The following is a 26,011-nucleotide window of genomic DNA, read 5'->3' on the forward strand; positions in this document are numbered from 1 at the left end:
AGCCTTCAAAAAATTTTAGGAGAGACTGACAAAGTACATGAAACATATAAATGAAATTTTTAGTGATTATGAAGCTCAGGGTAACCTTAATACTGCTATTGTACAAGCAGTGGTCTTAACTAAAAGTACGAAAACCTTGGAGATGAAAATCAGCTCTGATAAATATATTGAAACAAGAGAAATTGAAGCCCTCAATCGGTTTATCAGAGAACGATTAGCCTTAGACGATTCAATCATCACGGTAGTTTACCCTGAGGGAACCCAGAGAAAACCCTTAGAAGAGGAACTCAAACATATTTTGTCAGTGTTGGCGAATAAGCATCCCATCTTAAATGGAGCGCTCAGAAGTTGTGACTATGAAATCGCTGAAAATCATGGGATCAAATTTACATTTAAAACGGCAGTTTCCTATCTATTAAAAGCCAGAGGTTATGATAAAAAAATTCAGGAGGCCATCAGAAACCTCTACGGGGCTGCCTATCAAATTAATTTTATCGATGATGTAAACAGTGAAGAATTAAAAAGATTACAAGAAGCTACCGAAGCAAATGAGACTATGCTTCTTCAAAGGCAAGTTGCTGCTACGCCAGCCACTGAATCCCCTATGGAAGCTACGCCAATAAAGCCGGAAGCTAAAGGGGACGACGGAAAAAAAGGCGATCCTTCCTTGATCTTAGGCAGAAACTCGACTATCAAGGACACGGTCATTAAAATTACGGACATCACACCGGATGAAGGCAGGGTAGCTATCCAGGGTGAGCTATCCAATATTGAAGCCAAGGAATTAAGAAGCGGCAAAACTTTAATTTCCTTTGATTTATATGACGGCTCAAGTTCCATGACCTGTAAGGCCTTCATCAAGCCCGGTGAAGATGGTGAGATAGTATCCCGGCTGAAAAAGGCCAAGGGAGTCAAGCTGGCCGGAAATGCCGGCTTTAGCCAGTTTTCCGGGGAAATTGAACTGATTGCCAATACCATCGTAGAAACAGCAGGCAGGAAGAAGGCTCAGCGGCTGGATAGAGCAGAGGAGAAGCGGGTCGAGTTGCATATGCATACCCAGATGAGTCAGATGGATGCTATGACCAGTGCTACCGATCTGATTAAAAGAGCTATGAGTTGGGGGATGAAATCTATTGCCATTACGGATCATGGCGTAGTACAGTCATTTCCCGAGGCTCATAAGTTCTTAGGTCGAGATAATCCGAACATGAAGGTTATCTATGGTGTGGAAGCTTATTTGGCCCCGGATAAAAAGTCCTCCCTAACCAACGCCAAAGGCCAGAGCCTTGATACTACCTATTGCGTGTTGGACTTGGAAACCACCGGTTTCTCAGCAGTAACGGAAAAAATTACTGAAATAGGAATCATGAAACTCCAAGATGGCAAGGTCATCGACGAGTTCAGCTGTTTTGTTAATCCGGAAAAGCCGATTCCAGCAAGGGTTGTAGAGGTTACCAACATCACGGATGATATGGTAAAAGATGCCGATACCATAGACCAGGTCTTTCCTAAACTGCTGGAATTTATTGAAGGAAGCGTTTTGGTTGCTCATAACGCTGAGTTTGATATGGGTTTTTTAAAGCATAATGCTAGAGTCTTAGGCTACGGCTTTGATTACACCTATTTGGATACCTTGTCCTTGGCCAAGGAGCTCTTTCCTGATTTTAAAACCTATAAATTAGGCAGAATCGCTAAGAACCTAGGCTTCAAGGTGGAGGTAGCTCACAGGGCCTTGGATGACGTGGATACCACGGTGAAAGTCTTTAAGGTTATGCTGGAAAAGCTTAAGCAACGGGGAGCGGAAACCCTTGAGGATATTGATCGCTATGGCTCCGATGCAGACGCCAAGAGCGTTGAGTATAAGAAGCTTAAAACCTATCATGCCATCATCTTAGCCAAGGACTATGTGGGCTTAAAGAATTTATATAAGCTGGTTTCCTATTCCCACTTAGATTATTTTTATAAAAAACCACGGATCTTAAAGAGCCTCTTTAAAAAATACTCTGAAGGCTTAATCCTGGGCAGTGCCTGCAGTGAAGGGGAGCTTTACCAGGCCATTTTACTGGGAAAATCCAACGAGGAAATTGAAGCCATTGCCGAGGCCTACGATTATTTAGAAATCCAGCCTCTCGGGAACAATGATTATCTAGTCAGAACCGAGCAGGTGCCCGACAAAGACTATCTAAAGGAAATCAACCGTAAAATTGTGGCTCTGGGTGAAAAATTAAACAAACCTGTCGTCGCCACCGGGGATGTTCACTTCCTGGATCCGGAAGATGAGATCTATCGGCGAATCCTGGAAGCTGGTCAAGGCTTTAAAGATGCCGATAATCAGGCCCCCTTATATTTAAAAACCACCGAGGAAATGCTGGAGGAGTTTTCCTATTTAGGAGGAGCAAAAGCCTATGAGGTGGTGGTAACCAACACCAATCGGATAGCCGATATGTGCCAGCAGATCAGTCCTATTTCAGCGGAGAAGTGCGCGCCTCATATTGAAGGCTGCGAGCAAACAATTAAGGATATTACCTACGAAAAGGCCTATGCCCTCTATGGAGACCCCTTGCCGGAAATTGTTCAGCAAAGGCTGGATAGAGAGCTGGATTCCATCATTAAAAACGGCTTTTCGGTGATGTATATCATCGCTCAGAAACTGGTCTGGAAATCTAATGAGGATGGCTATCTGGTGGGCTCGCGAGGATCTGTGGGTTCCTCGGTGGTTGCCTATATGACCGGTATTACGGAAGTCAATGCCCTGCAGGCCCATTACCGCTGCCCTGGCTGCCGGTATTCGGATTTCTCCGATTATGGGGCTAAAATCGGCTTTGACTTACCGGATAAGGAGTGTCCGGTTTGCGGTGAAAAGCTGGCCAAAGATGGCATCGACATCCCCTTTGAGACCTTCTTAGGCTTCAATGGCGATAAAGAGCCGGATATTGACTTAAACTTCTCAGGAGAATATCAGGCCAAGGCCCATAAATATACCGAGGTTATTTTTGGCAAGGGTACAACCTTTAAGGCCGGAACCATCGGTACCATCGCCGAAAAAACAGCCTTCGGCTATGTGAAAAAGTATTATGAGGAAAAAAACCGTACCGTTAGCAAGGCAGAAACTCTGCGAGTCTCCAAAGGCTGCACCGGGATCAAAAGAACATCAGGACAGCACCCGGGAGGAATTATCGTCGTACCGAAGGGACGAGAAATTTTTGAATTCTGTCCCGTCCAGCATCCTGCCGATGACTCTAACTCGGATATCATAACCACCCATTTCGATTATCACTCCATTGATTCTAACCTCTTAAAACTGGATATTCTAGGGCATGACGACCCGACGGTCATCCGAATGCTTCAGGATATCACCGGCGTAGACCCGCAGAAAATACCCATGGATGATCCCGAGACCATGTCTATATTCTCCTCCACAGAAGCCTTACAGGTAACCCCGGAGCAGATCAATTCCAAGGTCGGAACCTTCGGCATTCCGGAGTTTGGTACGAAGTTCGTCCGAGGAATGCTTTTAGATACCAGACCCAAAGCCTTTGAAGATTTAATCTGTATATCCGGTCTTTCCCACGGGACAGATGTCTGGTTGGGAAATGCTAAGGACCTAATTGATGCGGGAACCGTGACCTTAAGTGAAGCCGTTTGTACTCGGGATGAAATTATGACGTACTTGATTAAAAAAGGCCTGCCGCCCAATACGGCGTTCAAGATCATGGAGCTGGTGCGTAAAGGAAAAGCTTTATCCAACCCTGAAAAATGGGCGGAATATGAAGACTTGATGAGGGAGCATAAGGTACCGGAATGGTATATCGATTCCTGCCGGAAAATCAAATACATGTTCCCTAAAGCCCATGCCGCTGCCTACGTCATGATGGCCTTCCGCATAGCCTGGTTTAAGGTGCACATACCTCAAGCTTATTACGCAGCCTACTTCACCATTCGAGCCAAGGCCTTTGACGCTGAATTTATGATCTTCGGCAAAGAAAAGGTTAAAGGCAAAATGAAAGAGATTGAGGAACTGGGTAACACTGCCACCCCAAAAGATAAGGATATGTACGATGACTTGGAATTGGTTTTGGAAATGTATGAAAGAGGCTTTAAATTCCTGCCCATTGATTTGTACAAGTCCCATGCCACAAAATTTCTGCTTGAGGAGGAGGGCATAAGACCGCCTATCAACAGTATATCCGGCATGGGAACTGTGGCAGCGGAAGGTCTCTATAATGCCGCCCGGGAAAAACCCTTCAACTCCATCGAAGATGTGAAGAAGCGGGCTAAGATTGGGAATGCTACTATAGATTCACTGCGGAAATTCGGCTGCTTTAAAGGAATTCCTGAAAGTGATCAGATGAGTCTTTTTGATGTGATTTAAGATGTGATTAAAACAGAAAAACAACAAGCCACCGTTCACAGTGCAACGGTGGCTTGTACAGTTTAAGTAGATGTGCTATTTTTTCTCTGTTAGTCCCTCCAGAAATAAATCTAATTTGTATTCAAGGTTCTCCTGGAAGGGGATTTGTGAACTGCTGGTTATAGCGGATTGGATCAGGCCCATGAACATCTCTGTCACCATTTCAATTGGAATAGTGACTCTAAATTCTCCATTTTCCTGTCCCTCCTGAATAACATTTACTAAAAAATCTTTAAACTCCGGACCATGGGGCGGTTGTATTGGTGATAGTGACTGGTTACGGTATAATTTAAATAATTGTTGATTCTCTTCAAATATTTTACCTAAAATCAATAAAAGCTGAGAGATTTTTTGTGGGGGATTAGCCGATGATTGGTTCAGTTCTTCCAGCGACCTTTTAACCTCACTGATTTTCTGAGCCAGGGCATATTTGAGGATGTCTTCTTTAGATTGAAAATAGTTATAAAAAGTACCTATACCAAAATCAGCACCTTCCATAATTTCAGCAACAGTTGTTTCCTCAACGCCTTTTTCTATGAACAGTTTAATTGCCACATCAACAATAGATTTCTGCACTTGCAGTTTTTTCCTTTGTCTGCGATCCATTAAGTCCTCCGTAAGCTTATCTCCAATAAAGCTAATTCAACAATGAATTTATTCATTGATAATTATAGACAGTTATTCAATCATCGTCAAATGTTGGCATAACCGTTCTATAGCGTTTGAGTATGGAGAGTAAAATCTTGTGGAGGCATTAAAAATGCATACCTATGTAATAGAATTTGTCAGGTATGCATTTTCAAATTATCATTGAGAGGTATTATTACCAAATTTCTTCTACAATCTGTACGGAATCCCTAATTACGTTACTACATATTTTTTCAAATATCCCTGACTCATGGGCAAGTTTAACGTTTTCCGGCTTTGTAAAATCTAAACCCGTAAGATCTTTGCAGGTATAACATCCATGCTTTGCTTTAATATTCTCGATTAGCTCCTGGGAAAGATAGAAAGTTTTCCCTTGAGAGTCTGGGTCGGAGAGGCCCTCATAGTTCCCGTGTTTTAATCCTATGGCTAAAATTCCGCCACTAACAGCCCCACAAATATCACCTTGACATGATATTCCTGCACCTAGACCGGTTGAAATCTTTAAGGCTAATTCTCGTTCTAAGCCAAGTTCTTCACTTAGTGCAGCAAAAACGGACTGACTGCATAAAAACCCATTTTTCATCATCATAACAGCCTTTTCTGAAACAGACATATTGTATCCTCCTCCTCAAAATATGAATATGTTCATATTTGTATTATATTCATAAGCATTAAGACTGTCAATCAAAATGAATGCGTTCATAAATGAAATGATTAAATATTTTTCTGCATTAAAGCTAATCTTCACGAGAAGAAAGCTAATTTCAAGATCTGAAAACAATCCAAGTTCCAACGCTTATTCATCACGGAATAAATGATCAGGTTTGTTTGTACCCACTGGCTATAGAGCAAAAGAGCAGTATTTTATTCTCGGCTTGTACCCTTTGAAGCGTGTGGACATTTCCTATTCTATGACCAGCAGGATAGATTAACCAAAGAATTAATTCGATTCATAGAGGAATAGTATTTTCTGAAACTCAGCAGGAAATGACGTCTACTCGCCTAATTGTCTTTACGGTATTTATTAAGAATAAATTCTTTAAATTCTTCAAGGGCTTTTTTCGCTTCTTCTGGTAGATCCTGCAATGGGTCGTCTGAAGGGGAGGCGGCTAAAGTACTGTAACCTTGTTCGCTTTCCAGTATATAGGATCTTGGCTCAGTGATTCGTCCAAGGAGAAAGTCAACAGAACAATTCAGGCTTTTCGCCAAAACTATCAAAGTGGAGGGGTCAAGAGATTTTTTGCCTGATTCAAATTGTGATATATCCGTTTGAGACATGTTAAGACTTTCGGCTAATTCTTCTAGTGAGATTTCATTTAGTTCACGTATCATCTTTAGTCTATTTGGGACGAGACATTCTTCAATTACTGAAAGTTCTGTTCGTCCTAATAAGAAATCTGTTGAGACTTTAAAATAATCCGCAATTCTTTGGAGAGTATCATAATCTGGTTTACGCCTATCTACTTCATACTGTGCATACGTACTTCTGGACATACAAAGTATTTTAGCTAATTCCTCTTGTGTAAGTTCGAATTTATTTCTTAGCTGTTGCAGCCGTTTCCCTAACATTACAAACATCCCACCTCTCGTATATAGTATAGTCGCAATAAGCGACATTTAAAATATGTGTTGCGAATCTCAACAAAAGCATTGACAGTCGCGAATTGCGACTGTATTATTAAGATAAATTTTAGTCGCGTTAAGCAACGGAACAAAGGGGGAGGATTGTGGCTGAATTTGGCAAGACGAGGCTGTGGCTAATAAAATATCGGGGGGATTTGACACAGCAACAAGTTGCAAATAAAGCAGGGATAAGCAGATCATATTATGCAGAAATCGAGTCAGGCAACAAAAATCCTGGTGTTAAAACTGCTAAAAGAATTAGCAATGTTTTAATGTTTGATTGGACTATTTTTTATAAATCGTGAGTATGTTATCAAGTCAAAGTTCCGATATTGAAATTTGTTTAGTCTTCTTTCAATCCCAAGACACAAAATAAAGTCCTCGGTATTTTGCCGAGGACTTTATTTTGGGGCTCACTGATCCCCAAAATAAAAATTGACTGACGGAGGATAGTATGTCTGAGATCGACGAACTAATAAAGCGAATTGAAGAATTACGCTGGAACGTGATTAAGACAAAAGAGGGAAGAGCTTATACGGATCCGGCAGTCGTAGCCGCAAGTCAAGAGTTGGATAATGTTTTAGACAGGTATCAAGAGATGCTTATGAAAAAAGCTGAGAATGGTTAAAATGGACGCCCAGCCATATCGCGAGTTTTAATAAGTGAAGAGAACAAGCCACCGTTCACAGTAAACGGTGGCTTGTAAAGTTTAAATGGCGTTTATTCGTAAATTAGAACTTAATTACTTTGGGTTCACCTGCAAAGGTAGCTATCGTTGCTATAGCATCCTTTAGATACAATACCTGCGTGTTGGGATCTGTTGCCGAATACCGGGACTGAAGTGAAGGATAGCTTTCCAGCATACTCTGCTTTGCTTCAATACGATCATCCTCTACAGCCACGGCCTGAATTCGAATCCATTCTTGGCCATTAAAAGCGCAAATCTCAATTTTGGGATTTGCTATCATTTGCTTGGAAACGTCCTTTACCTTACCAGTCTGAATATAAAGCTTGCCCTCAAAAATATTGACAGTTCCGAAGGGACGAACTCGTGGCTGATCTCCATCAACTGTAGCTAAGTAATAGGTCTGGCACTTCTTTAAGAAATCAAAAACTTCTTGCATTAAAGAAATCTCCTTTCAAATTTATACAACAAATTTATAATAAAAGTCTTGAAATAACAAGTACGATTATTTATCATACATAGTATCTAATAAGATACTATTGGGAGGGGACTATGGAAGCGGAGAAAGATTTATTTGGGAAATGCCCTTATATGACAGCACAGAAGGTTCTATCTGGTAAGTGGTCAATAATGATTCTCTACCATCTCGGAAAAAAGACCATGCGCTTTGGAGAATTGCAGCGGCAGTTGCCTGATTTAACCCAGTCAACGCTGACTAAACAGTTACGCGCTTTGGAGGAAAACGGATTAATTGAAAGAAAGATTTATCCCCAAGTCCCACCAAAGGTCGAATACTCTTTAAGTGATATCGGGATAAAGTTTAAAAAAGTATTGGTTGAATTGGCAATTTGGGGGGGCGAATACATCGAAACTTTAAAGGATAAAGCAGATAGACCATGAGCTATTTATAGCTTTACGCCAATATTGGTAAATTATTCAGCTCTTCTCTGAATTATAGATTTATCTGCTCCTTGACTAAGCAACGGCTTAATTTAGTTACAGATAATATAAGAATTTATCAAAATTTTTGTTGAGAAGAAGCTTGACTTTTAATCTAGACGAAGGGGTTGATTAGGAGTATTCTAAGAATGGTCGAAATTATCCATAGAATAGTTTTTTCAATCTGAGAAAGAGGCGCAGTAATTTGAGCAACATGTATTTAATCTTTTTGAGCATTGGTCATCTCGTTGTGGATTTAGGTCAGGGGATCCTGCCGATTTTAACACCTGTGTTAGCGAAAAGTTTTGATCTCAGCTATTTTCAAGTTGGTATAATCGCCTTAGCATTTACCTTTAGTTCGGCTATTATCCAGCCGATTTTTGGTGTACTTAGCGACCGATATAGTATGCCCTGGTTAATGCCCGTTAGTCTATTTCTTTCAGGTTTTGGTTTGGCCTTGACAGGCATGGTTCACTCCTACGGACTATTGTTGCTGGCGGTACTATTAAGCGGTATCGGGGTAGCCGGCTATCATCCGGAAGGATCGAAGTTAGCCCATTTTCTCAGCGAGGACAGCAAAGCGGGGGCGTCCATGGCAATTTTCTCTGTGGGAGGTAATCTCGGCTTTGGTCTTGGTCCTATGCTGGCCGTTTTTGTTTTAAGTTTTGCCGGACTGAAGTCGATTCAAGGTGTTATGATCCCCGGGGCTTTGGCCGCACTGCTCTTCTTGTTTTTACTGCCCAGATATAAGGCCATCTTGGCAGAAAAAAGCCACAAACAGAAAAAGACTACAAAACAAACAGTAAAAAGCAAGGTTAGAACCGGAAGCTTAATATTATTGCTGTTGTATGTAACCATAAGATCATGGATACAATCCGGTCTGGTTTATTTCATTCCATTTTACTTTCCAAGTTTTAGAGGAATTGCCGAACCTGAATATTTAGTGAGTACATTTTTAATTGCAGGAGCGGTAGGCACAATTTTGGGCGGGCCTTTTGCCGACCGTTTTGGAGGGAAAAACGGGCTGTTAGTTTCTATGATTGTTAGCCTAATTACAATCTATCCCTTTTTGCATTTAAACAGCACTTTGATCCCTGTTCTGGCTTTTATTGTCGGAGCAGCACTAATCTCGACTTTTTCTACGACTGTGGTATTCGGACAAAGGTTGCTGCCTAATAATATTGGACTTGCTTCGGGTATGCTGCTAGGTTTTGGAGTAGGGATGGGTTCAATTGGGGTTACCTTACTTGGAGGGATCGCTGACCACTTTGGACTGCCTTTAACTATAAACATTATTAGTTTGCTGCCAATCCTGGGAATTATTCTGGCTGTAACTCTTCCGGATATTAGAGCACGGGAAGTTGTTGTTGAGCCGAATTCCGCTGCATAGCAGCAAGTCTGCCTCGGTCACAGAAACGACCTGCCTCTGAAAAATTTACCTTTCAGAGGCAGGTCGTTAATTATAAAATACCCCATTAACTTTGACTTTAAAACTTAATTTATTTAGTTACAGGAAAATAAACTTCCGTGACAAATTCATCCGGATTAGACGTTGCCCCTGGGCCGGTCAGGTAGATATCATACGGTTCTCCTGAATTCTTATAGCCATTATCTTCAATCCATTTCATAACTTTTGCATAGGCTTCGCCTAGTCTTGAATAGGGTCCAACAAATTTTGTATAGGCAGTTAAGCCGCCTTTGAATACTTTGAGTTTGTCACTTTTTTCTACGTTTACCTTATTATTGACTGGAATACAAACTTCTAAATCAGTATTTTCTGCGTCGAATTCCTTATCATAATAAACTGTCATTACGGGTCCGGACGGTTGAAGATTCATCCGGTACATATCTTCAAATACTTTCCCAATAATAACACTAACATTCTCCATCCTTGTCATTGCTCTCCGGCTAATAACCATTATGGGTTCTCTTTCTTTTAACTCAACTTTTAAATCGTTAGTTTCCATTAATTTACCTCCAGACTTGATTTTAGACAGCTTCATGTCGATAGAATTTCTTAGTTTTAAGTTTTTTTCCACTTCTATGTCAATATCCTGAATCTTGTTTATGAGAAATTCTTTCAATAATTCAACATTCTGCTGATCTAATATAACTTTAATTTCTTCAAGCTTGAGCCCGTATTCCTTTAGTTCTAATATTAAAAGGATTAATAAAACTTGTTGATCAGAGTAGTATCTATATTGGTTTTCGTGGTCAACATACACAGGCTTTAATAGGTCAATTTGATCATAATATCGAAGGGTTTTGGTTGAGACCTTTCCAATTTTAGAAAATTGTCCGATTGTGTACACATTTCCTCCTCCTTTTTTGTCGACAGTATAAGTATAAACCTTCCAGTTAAGGGTAAAGTCAATACGAATTATTCATAGTTCAGGAATATAATAATGGAGGACATATCATGAAAAAAGCAGATTATCATATACATTCCGATTTCTCTCCGGACTCTACACTTACCATGGATCAAGCCTGTGAGAGAGCCATTAGTTTAGGTCTTGAGGAACTTTGTTTCACAGATCACTTTGAAATTGCTGAGGACATTAGAATCGACTATACCAAATACCGACAAGCTGTGTTTAGAGCAAGGGAACGTTATGGAAAACAGCTATCCCTAAAAGTTGGTTTGGAAGTAGGATTTGATATAAACTCTCAACATCAGATTCAGGAGTACTTAGGTGACAAGGACTTTGATTTTGTGATTGGGTCCTTGCACAGTGCGGAGGGTTTAGATCTATTTAATGGAGACTTTTTTAGAGGAAAAGAACTTAAGATTGCCTTCAGTGACTACTTCAAGGTTATTCATGAGTCCATACCCAGCTTCGATTTTTCAGTATTAGGTCATATAACGCTCATTAAACGTTTCTTCTTACTGCTTAAGGTTAATCCGTCGGATATCGATTGGAGTTATTATGATGAAGAAATAGAGGCTATACTGCAAGACTTAATCGCCGGAGGAAAGGGAATTGAACTGAATCTGCGGAATCCCTTGATTGATCTGGATTTTCGAGTTCTTCGCCTCTACAAGGAATTAGGGGGAGAAATCATCACCTTAGGGTCGGATTCTCATCATACGACCAGTATGCAGGCAATGGAGGAGGGATTTCAAGCTCTTCGGGAAGTAGGCTTCCGATATTATTGCGTTTTTAACCAGTTAAAGCCTCTTTTCGTTTCAATCTAGCTTATTTCCAACATTTGAAGGAATTTTGGAAAACATGTCGAAAGATTTTATAGTAACGAAGATATTCATTCAAATCTAAAAAGGAATAGTGAGCAATAGCGCTCTTCAATCAACCCTGGTTACCGGGGTTATATGAAGAGCGCTTATTTAATAATGGAAGATTAAGAGGGGGGAGTTTTTTGAGTAATTGGTTGAAACGTTACATTGTACTTATTGTATTTTCAGGGGTTATGCTTTCATTAGGGGTCATATTTAAGAATAGCAATTTAACTTTTTCATTACTTTTAGTTAGTATCGGCGGCTTCATGACTATTTGCTTATTGCATATCAGAAAAACCTTCGAACTATTAGATTACGCTATCGAATATCTTAAACGGGGATCCCTAGGGGATTACATGGTTTTAGAAAAGGGCGTAAAACTGGTTGAGCAGTTAAATGATGAAATAACGGCAATTCTGCAAAGTAATAATTTAGACCGTGATGCACTTATAGATATTCAAAAGAAATTGTTAAAGGAAAATCCTGAATTTATGGCTTTAAGTTCTTTTTGGGAACCCAATGCCTTCGACCAGAGAGACAGCAGTTTCCAAAATATAGATTACTATGATAAAGGTACTTTTACGGCCTATGTTTACCGTGATGCGGATGAAGGCATTAAGGTCATTAGCCTCGGGGATATCTATAATCAGCCATGGTACACTGGGCCAAAGAAAACCCGCAAAATCACAATAACTGAGCCTTATGAGGAAAATATTAAAGGCAAAAAGATTTTAATGGCGAGTGTAGTTATGCCGATTATTGTTAAGGGTAAGTTCCTGGGAGTTATTCCTACAGACATTGTCTTGAACGAGATTGAAAAAATACAAACGGATGTCGTATTGTATAAAAATAGGTTCAAAAATACACTAACCGAAACAATCGTTACGGGTTTGATTAATAGAAACGATGAGTTTGGTATTCTCGGACAAGCAATCAAAGCGACAAATGTCAATCAAAAACAGATCTTGAATCGGTTGTTGCAAACAACAAACCAGGTTACGGAAACTTCTAAAGGACTAACAGTCATATCACAAGAGTCAGCCAAAGCTGTTGAAGAGATTTCTAAAACAATCGAACAAATTGCCTCTAGTGCAACCACCCAGGCCTTAGAGACAGATAACGGCGTCAATGAGATTACGGAGTTAGGTAAGATTATTGAACTGGATCAACAATATTTGAATGACCTAAACAATTCAGCTGAAACAGTCGAAAGAATGAAAAACGAAGGTATAATCGCGATAACAGAACTGATAGAGCGCACACGAGAAAGAGAACAATATACTGTTCGGATAGAGGAAGGAATTAATAAAACGAATGTAAGTGCTGAGAAAATTTATTCTGCAAGCAAACAAATTCAGAATGTCGCAGATCAAACTAATTTGTTAGCTCTAAACGCGGCTATTGAAGCAGCCCGGGCTGGTGAAGCCGGAAGAGGATTTTCCGTAGTGGCAGAAGAAATTCGTAAGTTAGCAGAGCAATCAAGCAATTTGACCAGCGAAATTCATTCCGTAATTGATGAGTTACAATCGAATTCACAAAGTGCCGTAGAAATCATTGGGAAAAGCTCAGTCATTGCTGAGAAGCAAGAAAGCAGTGTTAAGATTACCAGTGAGCGCTTTGAAGGAATAGCCCAAGCCGTAGAAAAGACAAAAGAAATTATTGGAAACTTAAATGTTTCCGGTCAAAGTATGAAAGAAAAAGAGAATCAACTAATTAACATAGTAAAGAAATTAGATCATATTGCCGAAGAGAATGCCGCCAGTACACAGCAAGTATCGGCAGCTTCTGAAGAGCAAACAGCATCAATGATCGAAATAGCCAATGCAAGCCAAGGTCTTTCTACTTTAGCTTATGAGTTACAACAGGCCATTAATAAATTTAAGTAAAGCTTTTATTGACGAGCCAACTTCCGGACTGGATCCTAAAAACGCACTAATGTCACAAAACTTGCCAAAGAACTATCTTGCATAGTGAGCATAGTCTTCCCAAAAAGCAAATACCAAGCCTTCTGAAATTCAGGAGGCCTGGTATTTGCTTTTTAGTTAAAGGAGCACAACTAAGTAAGAGATAATGACCGTTCAGAACTACGATCCTTCATTTTGAAGGTGGGAAAGTAGTGGGGGGAATTTATGAGGTTTAAACAATACTTAATAATTTCGCTGCGACGGACAATACCAATAAATATTCCGTTATCGTCAACAACAGAGACAAAATTTTGTTCGGTGGCGTAGGAGAAGAGATCTTCCATCTGGGCATCTACGTTAACCGGATTGTTAAACGTATGCCGTTCTATGTCTTTGAGGGAAATCTTTTGGGTATTCATAAAGGTTAGCCCAGGTGAATTTTTCATTTTCCAAAGGAGATCGCCTTCTGTTAAAACTCCCACGTATTTACCATCATCGTCGATGATAGGTACAGAGGTATACCGATGATATTTCATTCGCTCTAATGCCTGGCGCATGGTTGAATTTATGTTTAAGTGAATAACATCTTTTTTGGGTAAAAGGAAAAATGCAATATTCATTTCTAAACCTCCAATCAGGTTGGATTTACATAATTACGTTTTGATATTACAAAGGTTACAAATATAGCGAGAGATAATAAAAATGTACAACTTGTAAAGATATTCACAAGTATAGCCTAACATTTATGAGAACAAAAGTCCATAGAGCAATGACATGGTAGATATAAAAATACTCTATGGATTTCTCGAGGTCTGATAACCTTAAATAAAGCGTGGTCAAGGATTGTCGCCCTTGACCACGCTTTATTACTTATAGATTTATCCTATTTACCTGCTAACATATTGGGAAGGTCAGTCTTCACATCTCCGGTCAATTGAAGATTGAAGTTTTCTTGGAGGACACTCAACACACCAGGAGTAATGAATTCCGGAGCTTTTGGCCCAACATAGATGTTCTTTACACCTAAGCTAAAGAGTCCTAATAGAATGGCCACGGCTTTCTGTTCAAACCAGGAGAGAACAATAGTTAGAGGAAGGTCGTTTACACCGCAGCCAAAGGCATCCGCTAAAGCTAAAGCAATTTTCACGGCTGAACCGGAGTTATTGCATTGACCTAAATCGATATAACGGGGAATTCCATCAATCGTACCAAAATCATGGTCATTAAAACGGAACTTGCCGCAGGAAGTTGTTAATATGACACAGTCTTGAGGAAGGGAGAGAGCTAATTCACGATAATAGTCGCCGCCTTTTCCTGGTGCATCACAGCCTGCAATGACAAAGAAACGCTTGATTTTTCCAGCTTTTACGGCTTCAATAATTTGCGGGGCAATACCTAAAACTGTGGTATGGTGAAATCCCGTCAGCAAAGTCTTATTCGATTTGACATCTGCCTTAGGCAAGGACAGAGCCTTTTCAATGATTGGCGTAAAATCGTCATTGGCAATTTTGGCGACTCCTTCCAAACCTGCTACATCGTAGGACCAGAATCGATCACTATAACTTCCTTTAATCGGCATCACGCAGTTGGTTGTGCCAAGGATTGCTCCGGGAAAAGCTTCAAAGAGCTGCCGCTGATCAAACCAAGACTTACCGATATTACCCTTCAAATGCTCATATTTTTTAAGATGGGGATAACCATGTGCCGGCAACATTTCAGAGTGGGTATAAATATTAACGCCTTTGCCCTCGCTTTGTTTTAGAAGCTGTTCCAGGGCAAACAGGTTGTGCCCGGTGACTACAATACAATGCCCCTCAATTTTGTCTTCGGATACGGTTACAGGTGTTGGTGTTCCCAGTAAAGCTGTATGGGCTTGGTCCAGGACATCCATAATCTTGACGGTTGCCGTTCCAACTTTAAGGGCCATGCCAATTGTTTCGGCAAGATTAAAATTTGAGTTGGTTAAGGTTGAATACAACGCTTCATGAGTTATTTTCTCGACTTCCGGGTCGCTATAACCCAGTTGCCGTGCATGTGTGGCGTAGGCCGCTACCCCTTTTAAACCAAAAATTATGGTGTCTTGCAGGCTAGCGATATCCGGATTCTTACCGCAGACTCCGAATTTTGTGCACCCGCCACTAGGGGTTTGTTCACATTGATAACAAAACATTTGATTGATTTCTTTTGCAGAGGCTGTAACGTTTGGGGATTTACCACCAAATGTGAAAAGATCTTTTAATGACATTGTGTTTTAATCTCCTTTTGTTATGTGACTTATGAATTTATGATACTTGATGAAGAGGGATTAGGCTGTGACTAGTCAGTCCTTTTTGTAGTGCTATAAATCACTTTTTAACTGTTAACTGAATCACAAAACGTGTAGCGGGGACGGTCCTTTTAACACAATTTCTTGTGTTAAAAGGACCGTCCCCGCTACACGTGTGCAGGATTTTGACAGATAATATCGAACAAGTGAAAGTACTAAAAAGCCATCTTTCAAGTTTCCGAGCCCAAGCAAATAAGCTTGTTTGATTCTTTGATGCAAATTATCTACCAAGAGGAGAGACTAATACCATGCCATCTGCGACAAATCCTGTGATCGTCCAAAGTGATCGATCTGTTCTCTTAGAAGTCCATAATCCTCTTTACGAAGAGGCTCGGGATACCTTAGCCATCTTTGCCGAACTGGAAAAAAGCCCGGAGTATATCCATACCTACCGAATTACTCCCTTATCCTTATGGAATGCTGCTTCAAGCGGTGTGAGTGTTGGGGAAGTGCTGAAGGCTCTGGATCAATATAGCAAATTCCCTCTGCCTGACTCCGTATGCACGGAAATTCAGCAACTCATGGGCCGCTACGGCCTGGTAAAGCTCCAGCGAGACGGAGACATGCTCCTGCTAACCGCAGCAGACCCGGTAATTCTGTTGGAAATTGTTCGGCATAAAGAGGTTAAACTCTTACTGGCCTCTGCTGAACAGGCAAGGAGCAAGGATTTCTCAAGCCCATCTCTGACTCAAGTAGAAATTAACCCGGAAGCGCGGGGGCAATTAAAACAGCTCCTAATGAAACTCGCTTATCCCGTCGAAGACCTGGCAGGTTATAGCCAAGGCAATCCTTTGTCCATGGCCTGGCGTGGCGAAAATCCTCAAGGAGAACCCTTTGCCCTGCGGTCCTATCAGCAACAAGCCGTGGAAACCTTTCATCAACAAGGTTCAGTGCGCGGCGGGAGTGGCGTCTTGGTCCTTCCTTGCGGTGCCGGCAAGACTGTCATCGGTATGGGCGTGATGATGGAGTTACAGTGTGAAACCCTGATTCTGACGACGAATAATAGTGCCGTCAAACAATGGCTGCGTGAGTTAAGGGATAAGACAACCCTTGAAGCTAGCCAAATGGGTGAGTATACCGGCGAGAAAAAAGAAATCTGTCCGGTGACCGTAGCCACCTACCAAATACTTACTTACCGTTCCAAGGCAGAGGGAACCTTTGATCACTTTCAACTATTTAATGAAAAGAACTGGGGTTTGATTATCTATGATGAGGTACATCTCTTACCTGCCCCCGTCTTTCGGGCCACCTCAGAACTCCAGGCCAAGCGCCGCTTAGGTTTGACAGCGACCCTGATACGGGAAGATGGCAAAGAAGATGAGGTCTTTACATTGATAGGTCCCAAGAAAATGGATGTTCCCTGGAAGATCTTAGAGTCTCAAGGATGGATTGCCACGGCGGAGTGCACGGAATGGCGAATTTCCATGAGTAAGGACCGGCGCATGGATTATGCTTTAGCTGAAGAAAAAGGGAAATTCCGCTTAGCTGCAGAGAATCCCCGCAAGCTGGAGAAAGTATCCGAGTTGATGGAGTGTCATAAGGAGGACCTGGTGTTAGTCATCGGGCAATATGTCCGGCAACTCGAACTCCTCGCTCGTGAACTGAAGGCCCCTTTAATAACAGGTAAAACACCCCAGCGAGAGCGAGAGCGGTTGTATGAAGAGTTCCGCAGCGGATCTTTGCATTGTTTAGTGGTATCCAAAGTCGCTAATTTTGCCATTGATTTGCCCGATGCTAATGTGGCAATCCAGGTTTCCGGAACTTTCGGCTCCCGACAGGAAGAAGCCCAAAGGCTCGGTCGTATACTGCGCCCTAAGCAAGGAGACAGCAGAGCTTATTTTTATAGTTTAGTTTCTAAAGATACCAAAGAACAGGAATTCGCCATGCATCGGCAGCTCTTTCTAACCGAACAAGGGTATGCCTATAAAATCATGATCGAGGAGGATCTTGAACCATGAAGAAGCCGACGACAGGCTCCGTGCGGAAGGCTCAGCAGAATCCGACTACTCCTTCCGAGCAAGCAAAACCCCAAAAGTGGCGGCCTGTATTCGGCGAAAAATTGCCGCCCGGTTTTAAACCACCTGCCTACGCAGAGGAGACTAAGGAAAACCAAGCCACGTCCAAAGGGAGTTCTCCTCAGCCAAGTCAAAGATCCGAATCGAAACCCAAGAATACTGCGGTAAAGAGGCTTAAACCGAAAGCTTGGCCGGATTATTTTGCCCAGATGGATTCTGTGGAGCGAATTCTTTTTGCTTACATGGCTTATACCCGACCAGAGGATAAAACCATCGATTATTTTTGTAGTTATGATCAAAACTATAATGCCAGTTTTTGTTATTTGGATTGGAATGTAAGCGGACTAGACTATCAGGGGGTGGTAAGGCTACTTACCAAATGGTTTAAAATTGGCTTTTTGGCGCAAGGACGTCATCCTAATACCTTTAGTTTTAAAGAAGAGGCTGCCCGCTCCTTTTGGCGCTTTCTCTGTGCTCAAATCCAATTCGAAAATCTCATTGAACCGCAAAACTCATATCGGGCAGGTTTACCCAGCACTTTAGATAACCTTTTTAAGTTTCTTCTCCTAGTGGAGCAGGGAGAGGTGCTTGTCACCCAGAGTCACGAGATCAACAAACACTCCTTAAAACGTATTTTAGCCGCTTTGACTGTGCCGGCAGGATCTGCCCAGGAATTCGACCCGGAGAGCTATTTCTTTTGGCTCTTTGCCATTGCCCGACGTTTCCGTCTCTTCGGACGTAGGGGGGATCGTTTGGTGTTGACGACAAGGGGAGAAGAATTGCCCGAGAGTATTAAAGTGGCAGACTTGCTTTGGGAGATTTATCCGGAATACTTCCAAACAATCCAGAATAAAAGCTTTTTCCTGATCCTGCCCCTCTTAAGCCGCTGTACCGACTGGACAAGCTGGGGTTATATGGTCGGTAGGCTCCTTGCAGAGGACAATGTGAGTAATCTTTTAGACTATGAAACCGTCATCAGCCTGCTCGACCCCCTGCGTTTTCTGGGCTTATTGGAGTGGGGTAAGTATGAAAAGGATATTTTAGTGCGAGTCACTCCCCTGGGCCGGTTGGTACTGGAGAAATTACTTCAAGGGCAGGAACTTGAAGAGGATATGGAGTTTAAGAGCCTGGCAGACCAGATCTATCCCCTGAGTGGTCCCGATACGGCCTATGTCCAACCAAATTTCGAAATCCTGCTGCCTCATTCTGCATCCTGGGCTGCTCGCTGGAAACTATGCCAAATTGCTGTGCTTGAGCAGGAGGATCAGATGCTTAAATATCGCCTGGATAAAATCTATCTCCTGAACGCGCTGAAACGAGGGATGCCGGCAGAAGAAGTTCTGCCAACCCTAAAAACTCTAAGTACCTATCCTTTGCCCGATAATCTGGTACTGACGGTTCAGCAGTGGGTTGACTCCTTTGGCCAGGTTACTTTCCGGCGGCTCAGCCTCTTGGAATGCTCCTCTCCGGAACAAGCGGCATCCATCGCCTCGGCGCGTAAATACCGACAGTATGTGCTTGGTTTATATAGCCCGACGGCTGTCATTGTTCGGGAGATAGAAAAACTGCGTAAACTTCTGGAAAAGCAGGGCATCTACCCTACCCCAGGGGTTTTAGATGGCGAGAGTGTCGGTAAATAGGACGAGCGGGGACGAACGTGTAGCGTGTAGCGGGGACGGTCCTTTTAACACAAGAAATTGTGTTAAAAGGACCGTCCCCGCTACACGTTTCCCTTGAATAATTAGTACAAATGTACTAAACTGGAATTAGTACATTTGTACTAATTATCTGTAGTGGTTAAATTTTGAGAGGGGGAATTCCTGTGGATAATCCATTAGGTACAGTGCCGGTCAGGAGACTGATTATACAATTTTCAATTCCCGCTATTGCTAACACTTTGGTTAACGCTGTCTATAACATAACGGATCAGATTTTCATTGGTCATACGGTTGGAATGCTTGGTAACGCTGCAACAAATATTGCGTTTCCGATTACCACACTCCTGTCGGCCTGCGCCCTCATGATAGGTATGGGTAGTTCAACCAATTTCGGTTTAAGTTTGGGTGCCAAGAAGAAGGATGATGCTCTGAGATATGTTGGAAACGGAATTAGCCTGATGATAATTCTCGGCCTAATCTTTGCCGCTCTTGCGCTTATATTTCTGAAGCCCTTATTGATTCTTTTTGGGGCGACGGAGCAGATTCTGCCATTAGCATCGACTTATCTTGGCATTACCGCCTTTGGTATGCCGTTTCTCCTGTTTGCAACGGCATTCTCATCCATAATTCGTGCAGACGGCAGCCCAACTTTCGCAATGATAACGCTATCTGCCGGGGCGATTCTAAATATTCCTTTAAACGCACTTTTTATGCTAGTATTGGGTTGGGGAATCGCAGGTTCGGCCCTGGCCACAGTAATAGCTCAGATAGTTTCCTTCATATTAACCATTGTCTATTTACGGAAATTCAAGGCCGGCAGGCCGACAAAGGATGATCTGGTGCCAAGGCTGCCTTATATTAAAGGTATTGTAACACTAGGGGCAGCTGGCTTTTTGAATCATTTTATTATGATGCTGGTCCAGATAACAATGAATAACACCTTAGCTCACTATGGCGCATTGTCCCAATATGGCAGCGAGCTGCCTCTGGCTGTAGTTGGGGTTATCTCAAAGGTGAATTTTATAGTACTTGCCTTTGTTATCGGGATTGCTCAAGGAGCTCAGCCGATTATCAGTTTTAATTATGGAGCAAAGAATTACGCCCGGGTCAGGGAAGCCTATCTAAAAGCTGCTATGGGAATAGTGGGTGCTTCCGTACTCTTCTTTCTTTGCTTTCAGCTGTTTCCCAGACAGATCGTTGGCATATTTGGAAACGGGAGTGAGACTTACCTCATCTTTGCCACCCAATATATGCGCATTTTTATGGTGATGATGTTTATTAGCGGAATTCAGCCCTTAACATCGAACTTTTTTGTGGCAACAGGCAAGGCGAAACAGGGGATATTTTTGGCACTCACCCGCCAAGGATTGTTTTTACTGCCACTTCTGCTCATTCTGCCCCTCTTGTTTGGTATTGAAGGAGTAATTTTCGCTGGGCCTATCGCTGATTCCTTAGCGGTCATCGTCTCAATCTTGTTTATGACTCGGGAAATGAAAGCAATGAAGCGCTTGAACGCTAAGAACCCAATGGAAGTTTAAGCCTAAGCTTACATTAAGAAAGGAATATAATCGTGGACACGAAACGAGAAATTCTAAGCATGGCCCGGAGATTGTTTACTGAACACGGCTACAACGGCGTCAGCATGCGGGATATAGCCGGAGAACTAAATATCAGTGTTGGAAACCTGACCTATCATTTTAAGAAAAAAGAAGAGCTTATTGAAGCCATTGTCCAGGACATGCAAAAAAGTTATCAGCCAAGAACTGCTCCGCAGACACTTTATGAGTTAGACAATCTGATCTCTCACATCCAGGAGCTCCAGGAATTGTACGCATTTTACTTCAGCCATCGCACCCAACTGGCTGAAATCAGTGATAAAATCAAAAAAATACAACTAAGAATGCTCAAGGAAAATGATATTCTTTGGAAAAACACCTTTGACAATCTTAGATTAGCCGGGCTTATTAACAATGAAGAATATCCTCATCAGCATGAACATTTAATGAAAGCTGTACAAATGGTCACGATATACTGGTCAGAGCATAGTAAGCTTGAAACAGGGTCTGGTGATGGCACAGTTGAACTTAAGCAATGCGTGTGGGCAATCATTATCCCTATTCTTTCTCCTGATAGCCGCTTATCCTTCAACAATTTCTCGGATCTCCAATTCCAGGCTCAGCGGTAAGACCATGTCGACTACTATTGGGCAGACTGGGGATGCTACATGCTTGTCAAAATCGACACTGGTGTCGAATTTGACCTTACTCATAGAAGAAAAATGAACAGTAGGGTAAGGTAAAACCCCGGATTAATCCGGGGTTTTAGAGGAATGTTTTGCTAATTAGATGGTTTCTTGTAATATGGATTATCAAAATAAGTGTTGCAAACTGAGCAGTAGATCTTCTCTTCATAAGGTTGATCACTTGCACTAAATAAAATGCTTGAAATACCTTGATTATCTATGTATATTATACCTAGATAGTCAAGGTATTGATGTTAAGGAGGGGTTAATGTGAAAATTGATAAAGGTCTGCTCGGAGGAAGCACGCTTTTGTTATTATTGTCGTTACTGGCAGAAAGTGATAGGTATGGGTATGAGATAATCAAAGAACTTGAACACCGCTCTGACAGTACCTTTCAATTTAAGGAAGGGACACTTTACCCGGTTTTACATAAACTTGAAAATAACGGCTATGTCAGATCATATATGGCCAAAGGGGACGCAGGCAAAGAGCGCAAATATTATCAAATTACAAATCAAGGAAAAAAGCAGCTTGTTGAGGAAAAGAAACAATGGCAAATCTATTCGATGGCGGTCAATAAGGTAATAGGCGGTGACGCCCATGCTTTCGCCTAAGGGGGATAAGTATATTGAGAATATCTTATCCTATGTTAAATTTTCCTTTGATAGATATGCTATAAAAACCGAACTGGAAAGCCACCTCTTAGACAAAATAGAGGATTACACTAAAGCAGGTCAGGGAGAAGACGCTGAACAGTTAGCTATCACCGATATGGGAGATGCTGAGGAAATCGGGCTTGAACTTAACAAGCAGCACCATCCCCTCGTTGGTTGGCTTTGGATGATCACGCGATTAGCGGTAGTACTATTGGTCATAGTCGATCTTTTCTTTGTGGGATTGCCGATCGGCATGTCCTTATTTGATAATAATCCCCTCAAGGATATTGCTAAAGCTAATATTGTGTATAACATCGCGGTGAATAAAACGGTTCAATTGGATGATAGAGTTATCAACTTTCGAAATGTTGTATACGAACGAAATGGGAACCTGAATATTATTTATGATTATTATGAGGCCCGGTTCTGGGGGGCTCGGTGGAGTCTGGGAAGTATCGGGATCATTTCCGACAACTTAGGCAACAAGTATTTTGCAGGATCGGGCGGAGGCGGCGGAGGAATAAGACCAATTTGTCGAAGAACGGTTGAGAATTTTTCCAATGAAGCAGACACTGTAATTATAGATTATGACCAATACAATCGAAAATACCGAGTCGAAATCCCGTTAAAGGGAGGGGCAAAGAATGAGTAGATCCCAAAAAATTGTTAGAAACCTGGTGATTTTTTTAGGATTATGTTTGCTATTTATAACACAAACAGCGCTTTATTTGACTCCTTTGTCAGCTCACGAGCATTCTGAACGAAGTTTGCTTTATGGACCATCAGAGGTTGTTCATGTTGAAGATTTTGACGAAGGGAAATACATTCTTGCCAAATATGATAGATGGTATTCTTGCAATAGTGTAGAAAGAACCCTCGGTTTATTTTGGAGATCTGGTGGCGGTTCGATTGGCACAGAAAACGATAAGACTAAAGCTGTTGCTTTTTCCTGGTCGGCGTCATATGAACATTGCGTTGCTTACGGTATTATTAATGATGATCGAGTTAAAAGGATAGAACTTACGCTAAGCAATGGTCAGGTTCTGACCCAAACAAAGTTTTACGACAGGATGTTTTTAATTCTTTGGACTGATAAGAATAATAACAACTATTTCGAAAAGCTTATAGGGTATGATGCTTCAGATAAAGTAATCTTTGAATCAGAGTTACCCTGACGATGTTATCAAAACAACATTTGAAATTTAGGTGAAATGCCAAACGTTGAGATTATAAGTAATTAAATGACACAAAAAGGAGACTATTAAGATGATTTTCAGACAGGCGCTGCCCCAAGAGATAAATCATATCTTCAATGAAGGTTTCAAAGAGTGGAGCAAAAACAGGACGTTTGAACAATATTGCAGCGATAATGCCAAGGAAGATGTGTATGGCACAAGATATGTCCTAGACGTCGATAACGAAATTGTCAGCTCACTGATACTATTAAAACTTAAGGATATTGCTGGAAGAAAAGCATTTGGAATTGGATCTGTGTTAACACCAAAAATTCACGCCGGCAATGGTTATGCTACCCAATTGTTAAAAAGCTGCATACAAAAAGAAAAAGAAGACTGCTTCTTTTTCTTATTCTCAGATATAAATCCGGAATTCTATATAAAATTTAATTTCAAGATATTGCCATTAAAATTTCAAAGATATGAAAAAAGCGTTTGTATGGTATATTGCAACGATGTCAACTGGAATGAACTTTTAAATTGTTCAGTTGATTCTATTCCGAACTATTTTTGAACATGTTCGGCTGTTGCTAGTTGAATATCAGTTTGCTTCCAATCCTGGGAATAGTGCTTGCTGTTACTCTGCCGGATATTAGAGCACGGGAATCCTCTTCGGAGCCCAATTCCGCTTTATAGAAGATGTGTCTGTAAGGGTATCTAAAGATGAATATTGCTCTTATGTTTCTTTTCTTTTATAATAGGCTGTTCTAACAAATTCATTTATTGGAGAAAACAATGATCAAAATTACTGACATAATAGTAGCGCTTACCTATAATTTAAAAATGCTGAAGGACATTGTGGCCAAAAGGCTACATATAGAGGATAGTCGAATAGAGCACCTCAGTATTCTAAAGCGCACGGTAAATGCAGGTAACAAACAGGATATCCATTTTAATATGACGGTGGTTGTACGTGTTTCTGGAGACGAAAATGAAGTCATTTCAAGAAACAAGCACAAAGATATCTCTAAAGAAATAGAGCAGATTTATACATTACCCAAGAACAAAAAACTGAAAGAGCGGCCTGTGGTTATCGGCTGTGGCCCTGCAGGGATGTTTGCAGCCTTGATTCTCGCCCAAGCAGGGGCTCGACCGATTCTACTGGAGCGGGGACTCGATGTCGATAGCCGCAAGAGAAAAGTGTCAAACTTTTGGCGGACAGGAATTCTTGATACTCAAACAAATGTACAGTTTGGTGAGGGAGGCGCAGGTGCCTTTTCAGACGGCAAGCTGAAAATCGGGCAGAAGAATTCTCGTAAGATGAAAGTGCTCAATGAGTTTGTGCAGGCCGGTGCCCCCCGGGAAATTGTGTATTTAAGTAAGCCGCATATCGGCACCGACCGATTGAATGAAACAGTTAAGCGCCTTAGAGAGCAAGTGATAAGTCTCGGGGGCGAGGTTCGCTTTAATGCAACCGTAACAAAAGTATTGATTCAAGACGGACAGGTGACGGGGGTACGCTTTGACGAAAAGGGCCAGAAATCCGAAGTTTCTACAGATATTGTTGTGCTGGCTATTGGACATAGCGCCCGGGATACATTTAAGAGTTTGCTGGATAGCGGCGTCTATATGGAACAAAAGCCTTTTGCGCTGGGAGTGCGTATTGAGCACCCCCAAGCGATGATCGACAAGATTCAGTACGGCGACTTCGCCGGGCACCCTCAGCTGGGCGCAGCTGATTACAAAATGGTCGTGCATCTGCCAAACGGAAGAGGGGTTTATACTTTCTGCATGTGCCCGGGAGGGACAGTTGTTGCGGCGACGTCAGAGGAAAACAGACTGACAACGAATGGAATGAGCGAATTCGCGCGAGACGGTAGAAATGCCAATACTGCGCTCTTGGTGACCATCGGGAAGAATGACTTAGACAACGATGATCCGCTTGCCGGTTGCGCTTTTCAGCGCAGAATAGAGACAGCGGCCTTTGCAGCGGGCGGCGGAGGATATAAAGCACCAGTCCAAAGGTTGGAAGATTTTCTCCAAAAGCGTAAAACAACAGCTTTTGGAGATGTCCTGCCTACCTATCTGCCCGGAACTGAGTTTGCGGAGCTGGATTCCTTTTTGCCGGACTTTATCACTGATTCGCTGCGGCAAGCGATCTTAGAGATGGATCTTTGGATGCCCGGCTTTGCCTATCCGGATGCACTGCTGACGGGAGCCGAGACCCGCAGTTCTTCCCCGGTGCGTATTACCAGAGGGGACAGCCTAGAGGCGATTGGTATCAAAGGCCTCTATCCCTGTGGGGAGGGAGCAGGATACGCGGGAGGGATCATATCAGCTGCAGTGGACGGAGTGCTTTGTGCAGAACAGATTCTGAGATGATTGAGTTGATAAGCGCAACAGGCTGCAATCAGATTTATAGGCTGATTGCAGCCTGTTTTTTTATTTCCAAATAGGGAGCTTAGTAGCAATACTCATGATAGCGTTTGTCCT

Annotated in this window: 23 protein-coding genes; 16 read left to right on the forward strand and 7 right to left on the reverse strand. The window is 41.9% G+C overall.

What is annotated here, in order from left to right; genetic code table 11:
* Positions 1 to 37 precede the first annotated feature (37 nt).
* The gene (gene polC, locus BLS16_RS12765; protein WP_092333809.1) at positions 38 to 4,372 is read left to right on the forward strand and encodes a DNA polymerase III subunit alpha; all 4,335 of its coding nucleotides are present in this window, start codon (positions 38 to 40) and stop codon (positions 4,370 to 4,372) included.
* A gap of 75 nt (positions 4,373 to 4,447) precedes the next feature.
* Here polC and BLS16_RS12770 read toward each other — a convergent pair whose 3' ends face one another.
* The 3 genes from BLS16_RS12770 to BLS16_RS12785 all read right to left on the reverse strand — a co-directional run bounded on the left by BLS16_RS12770 (position 4,448) and on the right by BLS16_RS12785 (position 6,628).
* Complete coding sequence (locus BLS16_RS12770; protein ID WP_092333811.1) at positions 4,448 to 5,017, reverse strand: TetR/AcrR family transcriptional regulator; 570 nt, start codon at positions 5,015 to 5,017, stop codon at positions 4,448 to 4,450.
* A gap of 217 nt (positions 5,018 to 5,234) precedes the next feature.
* Positions 5,235 to 5,672: a C-GCAxxG-C-C family protein gene (locus tag BLS16_RS12775; protein WP_092333813.1), complete on the reverse strand. Its 438-nt coding sequence runs from the start codon at positions 5,670 to 5,672 to the stop codon at positions 5,235 to 5,237.
* Between the two features lie 389 nt (positions 5,673 to 6,061).
* Positions 6,062 to 6,628, reverse strand: coding sequence for a helix-turn-helix domain-containing protein (locus tag BLS16_RS12785; RefSeq protein WP_092333815.1), 567 nt, complete (start codon positions 6,626 to 6,628; stop codon positions 6,062 to 6,064).
* A 158-nt stretch (positions 6,629 to 6,786) separates the two neighbouring features.
* Here BLS16_RS12785 and BLS16_RS12790 point away from each other — a divergent pair, with 158 nt between their 5' ends.
* Together BLS16_RS12790 and BLS16_RS12795 are read left to right on the forward strand one after the other, a co-directional pair.
* The gene (locus BLS16_RS12790) at positions 6,787 to 6,987 is read left to right on the forward strand and encodes a helix-turn-helix domain-containing protein (RefSeq protein ID WP_092333817.1); all 201 of its coding nucleotides are present in this window, start codon (positions 6,787 to 6,789) and stop codon (positions 6,985 to 6,987) included.
* A gap of 149 nt (positions 6,988 to 7,136) precedes the next feature.
* Positions 7,137 to 7,310 (forward strand): aspartyl-phosphate phosphatase Spo0E family protein, encoded by a 174-nt coding sequence (locus BLS16_RS12795; protein WP_092333819.1) that lies wholly within the window; start codon positions 7,137 to 7,139, stop codon positions 7,308 to 7,310.
* Positions 7,311 to 7,413: 103 nt separating this feature from the next.
* Here the strand turns inward: BLS16_RS12795 and BLS16_RS12800 are convergent, their stop codons facing one another.
* A complete protein-coding gene (locus tag BLS16_RS12800) occupies positions 7,414 to 7,806 on the reverse strand; it encodes a pyridoxamine 5'-phosphate oxidase family protein (protein ID WP_092333821.1) in 393 nt (130 codons plus the stop codon).
* Positions 7,807 to 7,919: 113 nt separating this feature from the next.
* Here BLS16_RS12800 and BLS16_RS12805 point away from each other — a divergent pair, with 113 nt between their 5' ends.
* Both BLS16_RS12805 and BLS16_RS12810 read left to right on the forward strand, forming a co-directional pair.
* Complete coding sequence (locus BLS16_RS12805; RefSeq protein WP_092333823.1) at positions 7,920 to 8,267, forward strand: winged helix-turn-helix transcriptional regulator; 348 nt, start codon at positions 7,920 to 7,922, stop codon at positions 8,265 to 8,267.
* A 253-nt stretch (positions 8,268 to 8,520) separates the two neighbouring features.
* A complete protein-coding gene (locus BLS16_RS12810) occupies positions 8,521 to 9,696 on the forward strand; it encodes an MFS transporter (RefSeq protein WP_242876285.1) in 1,176 nt (391 codons plus the stop codon).
* 109 nt (positions 9,697 to 9,805) lie between these two features.
* On the opposite strand, the gene BLS16_RS12815 is transcribed toward BLS16_RS12810, so the two are convergent.
* Positions 9,806 to 10,618: a MerR family transcriptional regulator gene (locus BLS16_RS12815; RefSeq protein WP_092333826.1), complete on the reverse strand. Its 813-nt coding sequence runs from the start codon at positions 10,616 to 10,618 to the stop codon at positions 9,806 to 9,808.
* 107 nt (positions 10,619 to 10,725) lie between these two features.
* Between BLS16_RS12815 and BLS16_RS12820 the strand changes: the two genes are divergently transcribed.
* Together BLS16_RS12820 and BLS16_RS12825 are read left to right on the forward strand one after the other, a co-directional pair.
* Positions 10,726 to 11,502 (forward strand): histidinol-phosphatase HisJ family protein, encoded by a 777-nt coding sequence (locus BLS16_RS12820; protein ID WP_092333828.1) that lies wholly within the window; start codon positions 10,726 to 10,728, stop codon positions 11,500 to 11,502.
* A gap of 179 nt (positions 11,503 to 11,681) precedes the next feature.
* Positions 11,682 to 13,427: a methyl-accepting chemotaxis protein gene (locus tag BLS16_RS12825; RefSeq protein WP_092333830.1), complete on the forward strand. Its 1,746-nt coding sequence runs from the start codon at positions 11,682 to 11,684 to the stop codon at positions 13,425 to 13,427.
* A 170-nt stretch (positions 13,428 to 13,597) separates the two neighbouring features.
* Here BLS16_RS12825 and BLS16_RS12830 read toward each other — a convergent pair whose 3' ends face one another.
* Together BLS16_RS12830 and hcp are read right to left on the reverse strand one after the other, a co-directional pair.
* Positions 13,598 to 14,065: a CBS domain-containing protein gene (locus BLS16_RS12830; protein ID WP_014904260.1), complete on the reverse strand. Its 468-nt coding sequence runs from the start codon at positions 14,063 to 14,065 to the stop codon at positions 13,598 to 13,600.
* Positions 14,066 to 14,328: 263 nt separating this feature from the next.
* Positions 14,329 to 15,615: a hydroxylamine reductase gene (gene hcp, locus BLS16_RS12835; protein WP_092333975.1), complete on the reverse strand. Its 1,287-nt coding sequence runs from the start codon at positions 15,613 to 15,615 to the stop codon at positions 14,329 to 14,331.
* Between the two features lie 404 nt (positions 15,616 to 16,019).
* Between hcp and BLS16_RS12840 the strand changes: the two genes are divergently transcribed.
* The 9 genes from BLS16_RS12840 (at position 16,020) to BLS16_RS12880 (ending at position 25,900) form a co-directional block, all read left to right on the forward strand.
* Positions 16,020 to 17,729, forward strand: a complete 1,710-nt coding sequence (locus tag BLS16_RS12840; protein WP_092333832.1) for a DNA repair helicase XPB — start codon at positions 16,020 to 16,022, stop codon at positions 17,727 to 17,729.
* Positions 17,726 to 19,426, forward strand: coding sequence for a helicase-associated domain-containing protein (locus BLS16_RS12845; RefSeq protein ID WP_092333834.1), 1,701 nt, complete (start codon positions 17,726 to 17,728; stop codon positions 19,424 to 19,426). The genes BLS16_RS12840 and BLS16_RS12845 overlap by 4 nt, the downstream gene beginning before the upstream one ends.
* A 182-nt stretch (positions 19,427 to 19,608) precedes the next feature.
* The gene (locus tag BLS16_RS12850) at positions 19,609 to 20,982 is read left to right on the forward strand and encodes an MATE family efflux transporter (RefSeq protein ID WP_345788528.1); all 1,374 of its coding nucleotides are present in this window, start codon (positions 19,609 to 19,611) and stop codon (positions 20,980 to 20,982) included.
* A 32-nt stretch (positions 20,983 to 21,014) separates the two neighbouring features.
* Positions 21,015 to 21,629: a TetR/AcrR family transcriptional regulator gene (locus BLS16_RS12855; RefSeq protein WP_092333838.1), complete on the forward strand. Its 615-nt coding sequence runs from the start codon at positions 21,015 to 21,017 to the stop codon at positions 21,627 to 21,629.
* A gap of 327 nt (positions 21,630 to 21,956) precedes the next feature.
* On the forward strand, positions 21,957 to 22,301 hold the full coding sequence (locus tag BLS16_RS12860; protein WP_034597661.1) for a PadR family transcriptional regulator: 345 nt from the start codon (positions 21,957 to 21,959) through the stop codon (positions 22,299 to 22,301).
* Positions 22,288 to 22,995 carry a permease prefix domain 1-containing protein gene (locus BLS16_RS12865; RefSeq protein WP_092333840.1) on the forward strand — a complete coding sequence of 236 codons (708 nt, stop codon included), beginning with the start codon at positions 22,288 to 22,290 and terminating at the stop codon, positions 22,993 to 22,995. Before BLS16_RS12860 ends, BLS16_RS12865 begins: the two co-directional genes overlap by 14 nt.
* A complete protein-coding gene (locus BLS16_RS12870; protein ID WP_092333842.1) occupies positions 22,988 to 23,518 on the forward strand; it encodes a hypothetical protein in 531 nt (176 codons plus the stop codon). The genes BLS16_RS12865 and BLS16_RS12870 overlap by 8 nt, the downstream gene beginning before the upstream one ends.
* Positions 23,519 to 23,609: 91 nt before the next feature.
* Positions 23,610 to 24,092 carry a GNAT family N-acetyltransferase gene (locus BLS16_RS12875; protein ID WP_092333844.1) on the forward strand — a complete coding sequence of 161 codons (483 nt, stop codon included), beginning with the start codon at positions 23,610 to 23,612 and terminating at the stop codon, positions 24,090 to 24,092.
* Positions 24,093 to 24,313: 221 nt separating this feature from the next.
* On the forward strand, positions 24,314 to 25,900 hold the full coding sequence (locus BLS16_RS12880) for an NAD(P)/FAD-dependent oxidoreductase (protein WP_092333846.1): 1,587 nt from the start codon (positions 24,314 to 24,316) through the stop codon (positions 25,898 to 25,900).
* Positions 25,901 to 26,011 lie beyond the last annotated feature (111 nt).

Origin of the sequence: Desulfosporosinus hippei DSM 8344, from assembly GCF_900100785.1 — a bacterium.
Taxonomy (GTDB): Bacteria; Bacillota; Desulfitobacteriia; order Desulfitobacteriales; family Desulfitobacteriaceae; genus Desulfosporosinus; species Desulfosporosinus hippei.

Excerpts from the sequence above, each read along its gene's own strand:
- polC (WP_092333809.1), top strand. The coding sequence starts at position 38 with ATGAAACATATAAATGAAATTTTTAGTGATTATGAAGCTCAGGGTAAC.
- BLS16_RS12770 (WP_092333811.1), bottom strand. The coding sequence starts at position 5,017 with ATGGATCGCAGACAAAGGAAAAAACTGCAAGTGCAGAAATCTATTGTT.
- BLS16_RS12775 (WP_092333813.1), bottom strand. The coding sequence starts at position 5,672 with ATGTCTGTTTCAGAAAAGGCTGTTATGATGATGAAAAATGGGTTTTTA.
- BLS16_RS12785 (WP_092333815.1), bottom strand. The coding sequence starts at position 6,628 with ATGTTAGGGAAACGGCTGCAACAGCTAAGAAATAAATTCGAACTTACA.
- BLS16_RS12795 (WP_092333819.1), top strand. The coding sequence starts at position 7,137 with ATGTCTGAGATCGACGAACTAATAAAGCGAATTGAAGAATTACGCTGG.
- BLS16_RS12800 (WP_092333821.1), bottom strand. The coding sequence starts at position 7,806 with ATGCAAGAAGTTTTTGATTTCTTAAAGAAGTGCCAGACCTATTACTTA.
- BLS16_RS12805 (WP_092333823.1), top strand. The coding sequence starts at position 7,920 with ATGGAAGCGGAGAAAGATTTATTTGGGAAATGCCCTTATATGACAGCA.
- BLS16_RS12810 (WP_242876285.1), top strand. The coding sequence starts at position 8,521 with ATGTATTTAATCTTTTTGAGCATTGGTCATCTCGTTGTGGATTTAGGT.
- BLS16_RS12820 (WP_092333828.1), top strand. The coding sequence starts at position 10,726 with ATGAAAAAAGCAGATTATCATATACATTCCGATTTCTCTCCGGACTCT.
- BLS16_RS12830 (WP_014904260.1), bottom strand. The coding sequence starts at position 14,065 with ATGAATATTGCATTTTTCCTTTTACCCAAAAAAGATGTTATTCACTTA.
- hcp (WP_092333975.1), bottom strand. The coding sequence starts at position 15,615 with ATGTTTTGTTATCAATGTGAACAAACCCCTAGTGGCGGGTGCACAAAA.
- BLS16_RS12840 (WP_092333832.1), top strand. The coding sequence starts at position 16,020 with ATGCCATCTGCGACAAATCCTGTGATCGTCCAAAGTGATCGATCTGTT.
- BLS16_RS12845 (WP_092333834.1), top strand. The coding sequence starts at position 17,726 with ATGAAGAAGCCGACGACAGGCTCCGTGCGGAAGGCTCAGCAGAATCCG.
- BLS16_RS12865 (WP_092333840.1), top strand. The coding sequence starts at position 22,288 with ATGCTTTCGCCTAAGGGGGATAAGTATATTGAGAATATCTTATCCTAT.
- BLS16_RS12870 (WP_092333842.1), top strand. The coding sequence starts at position 22,988 with ATGAGTAGATCCCAAAAAATTGTTAGAAACCTGGTGATTTTTTTAGGA.
- BLS16_RS12875 (WP_092333844.1), top strand. The coding sequence starts at position 23,610 with ATGATTTTCAGACAGGCGCTGCCCCAAGAGATAAATCATATCTTCAAT.
- BLS16_RS12880 (WP_092333846.1), top strand. The coding sequence starts at position 24,314 with ATGATCAAAATTACTGACATAATAGTAGCGCTTACCTATAATTTAAAA.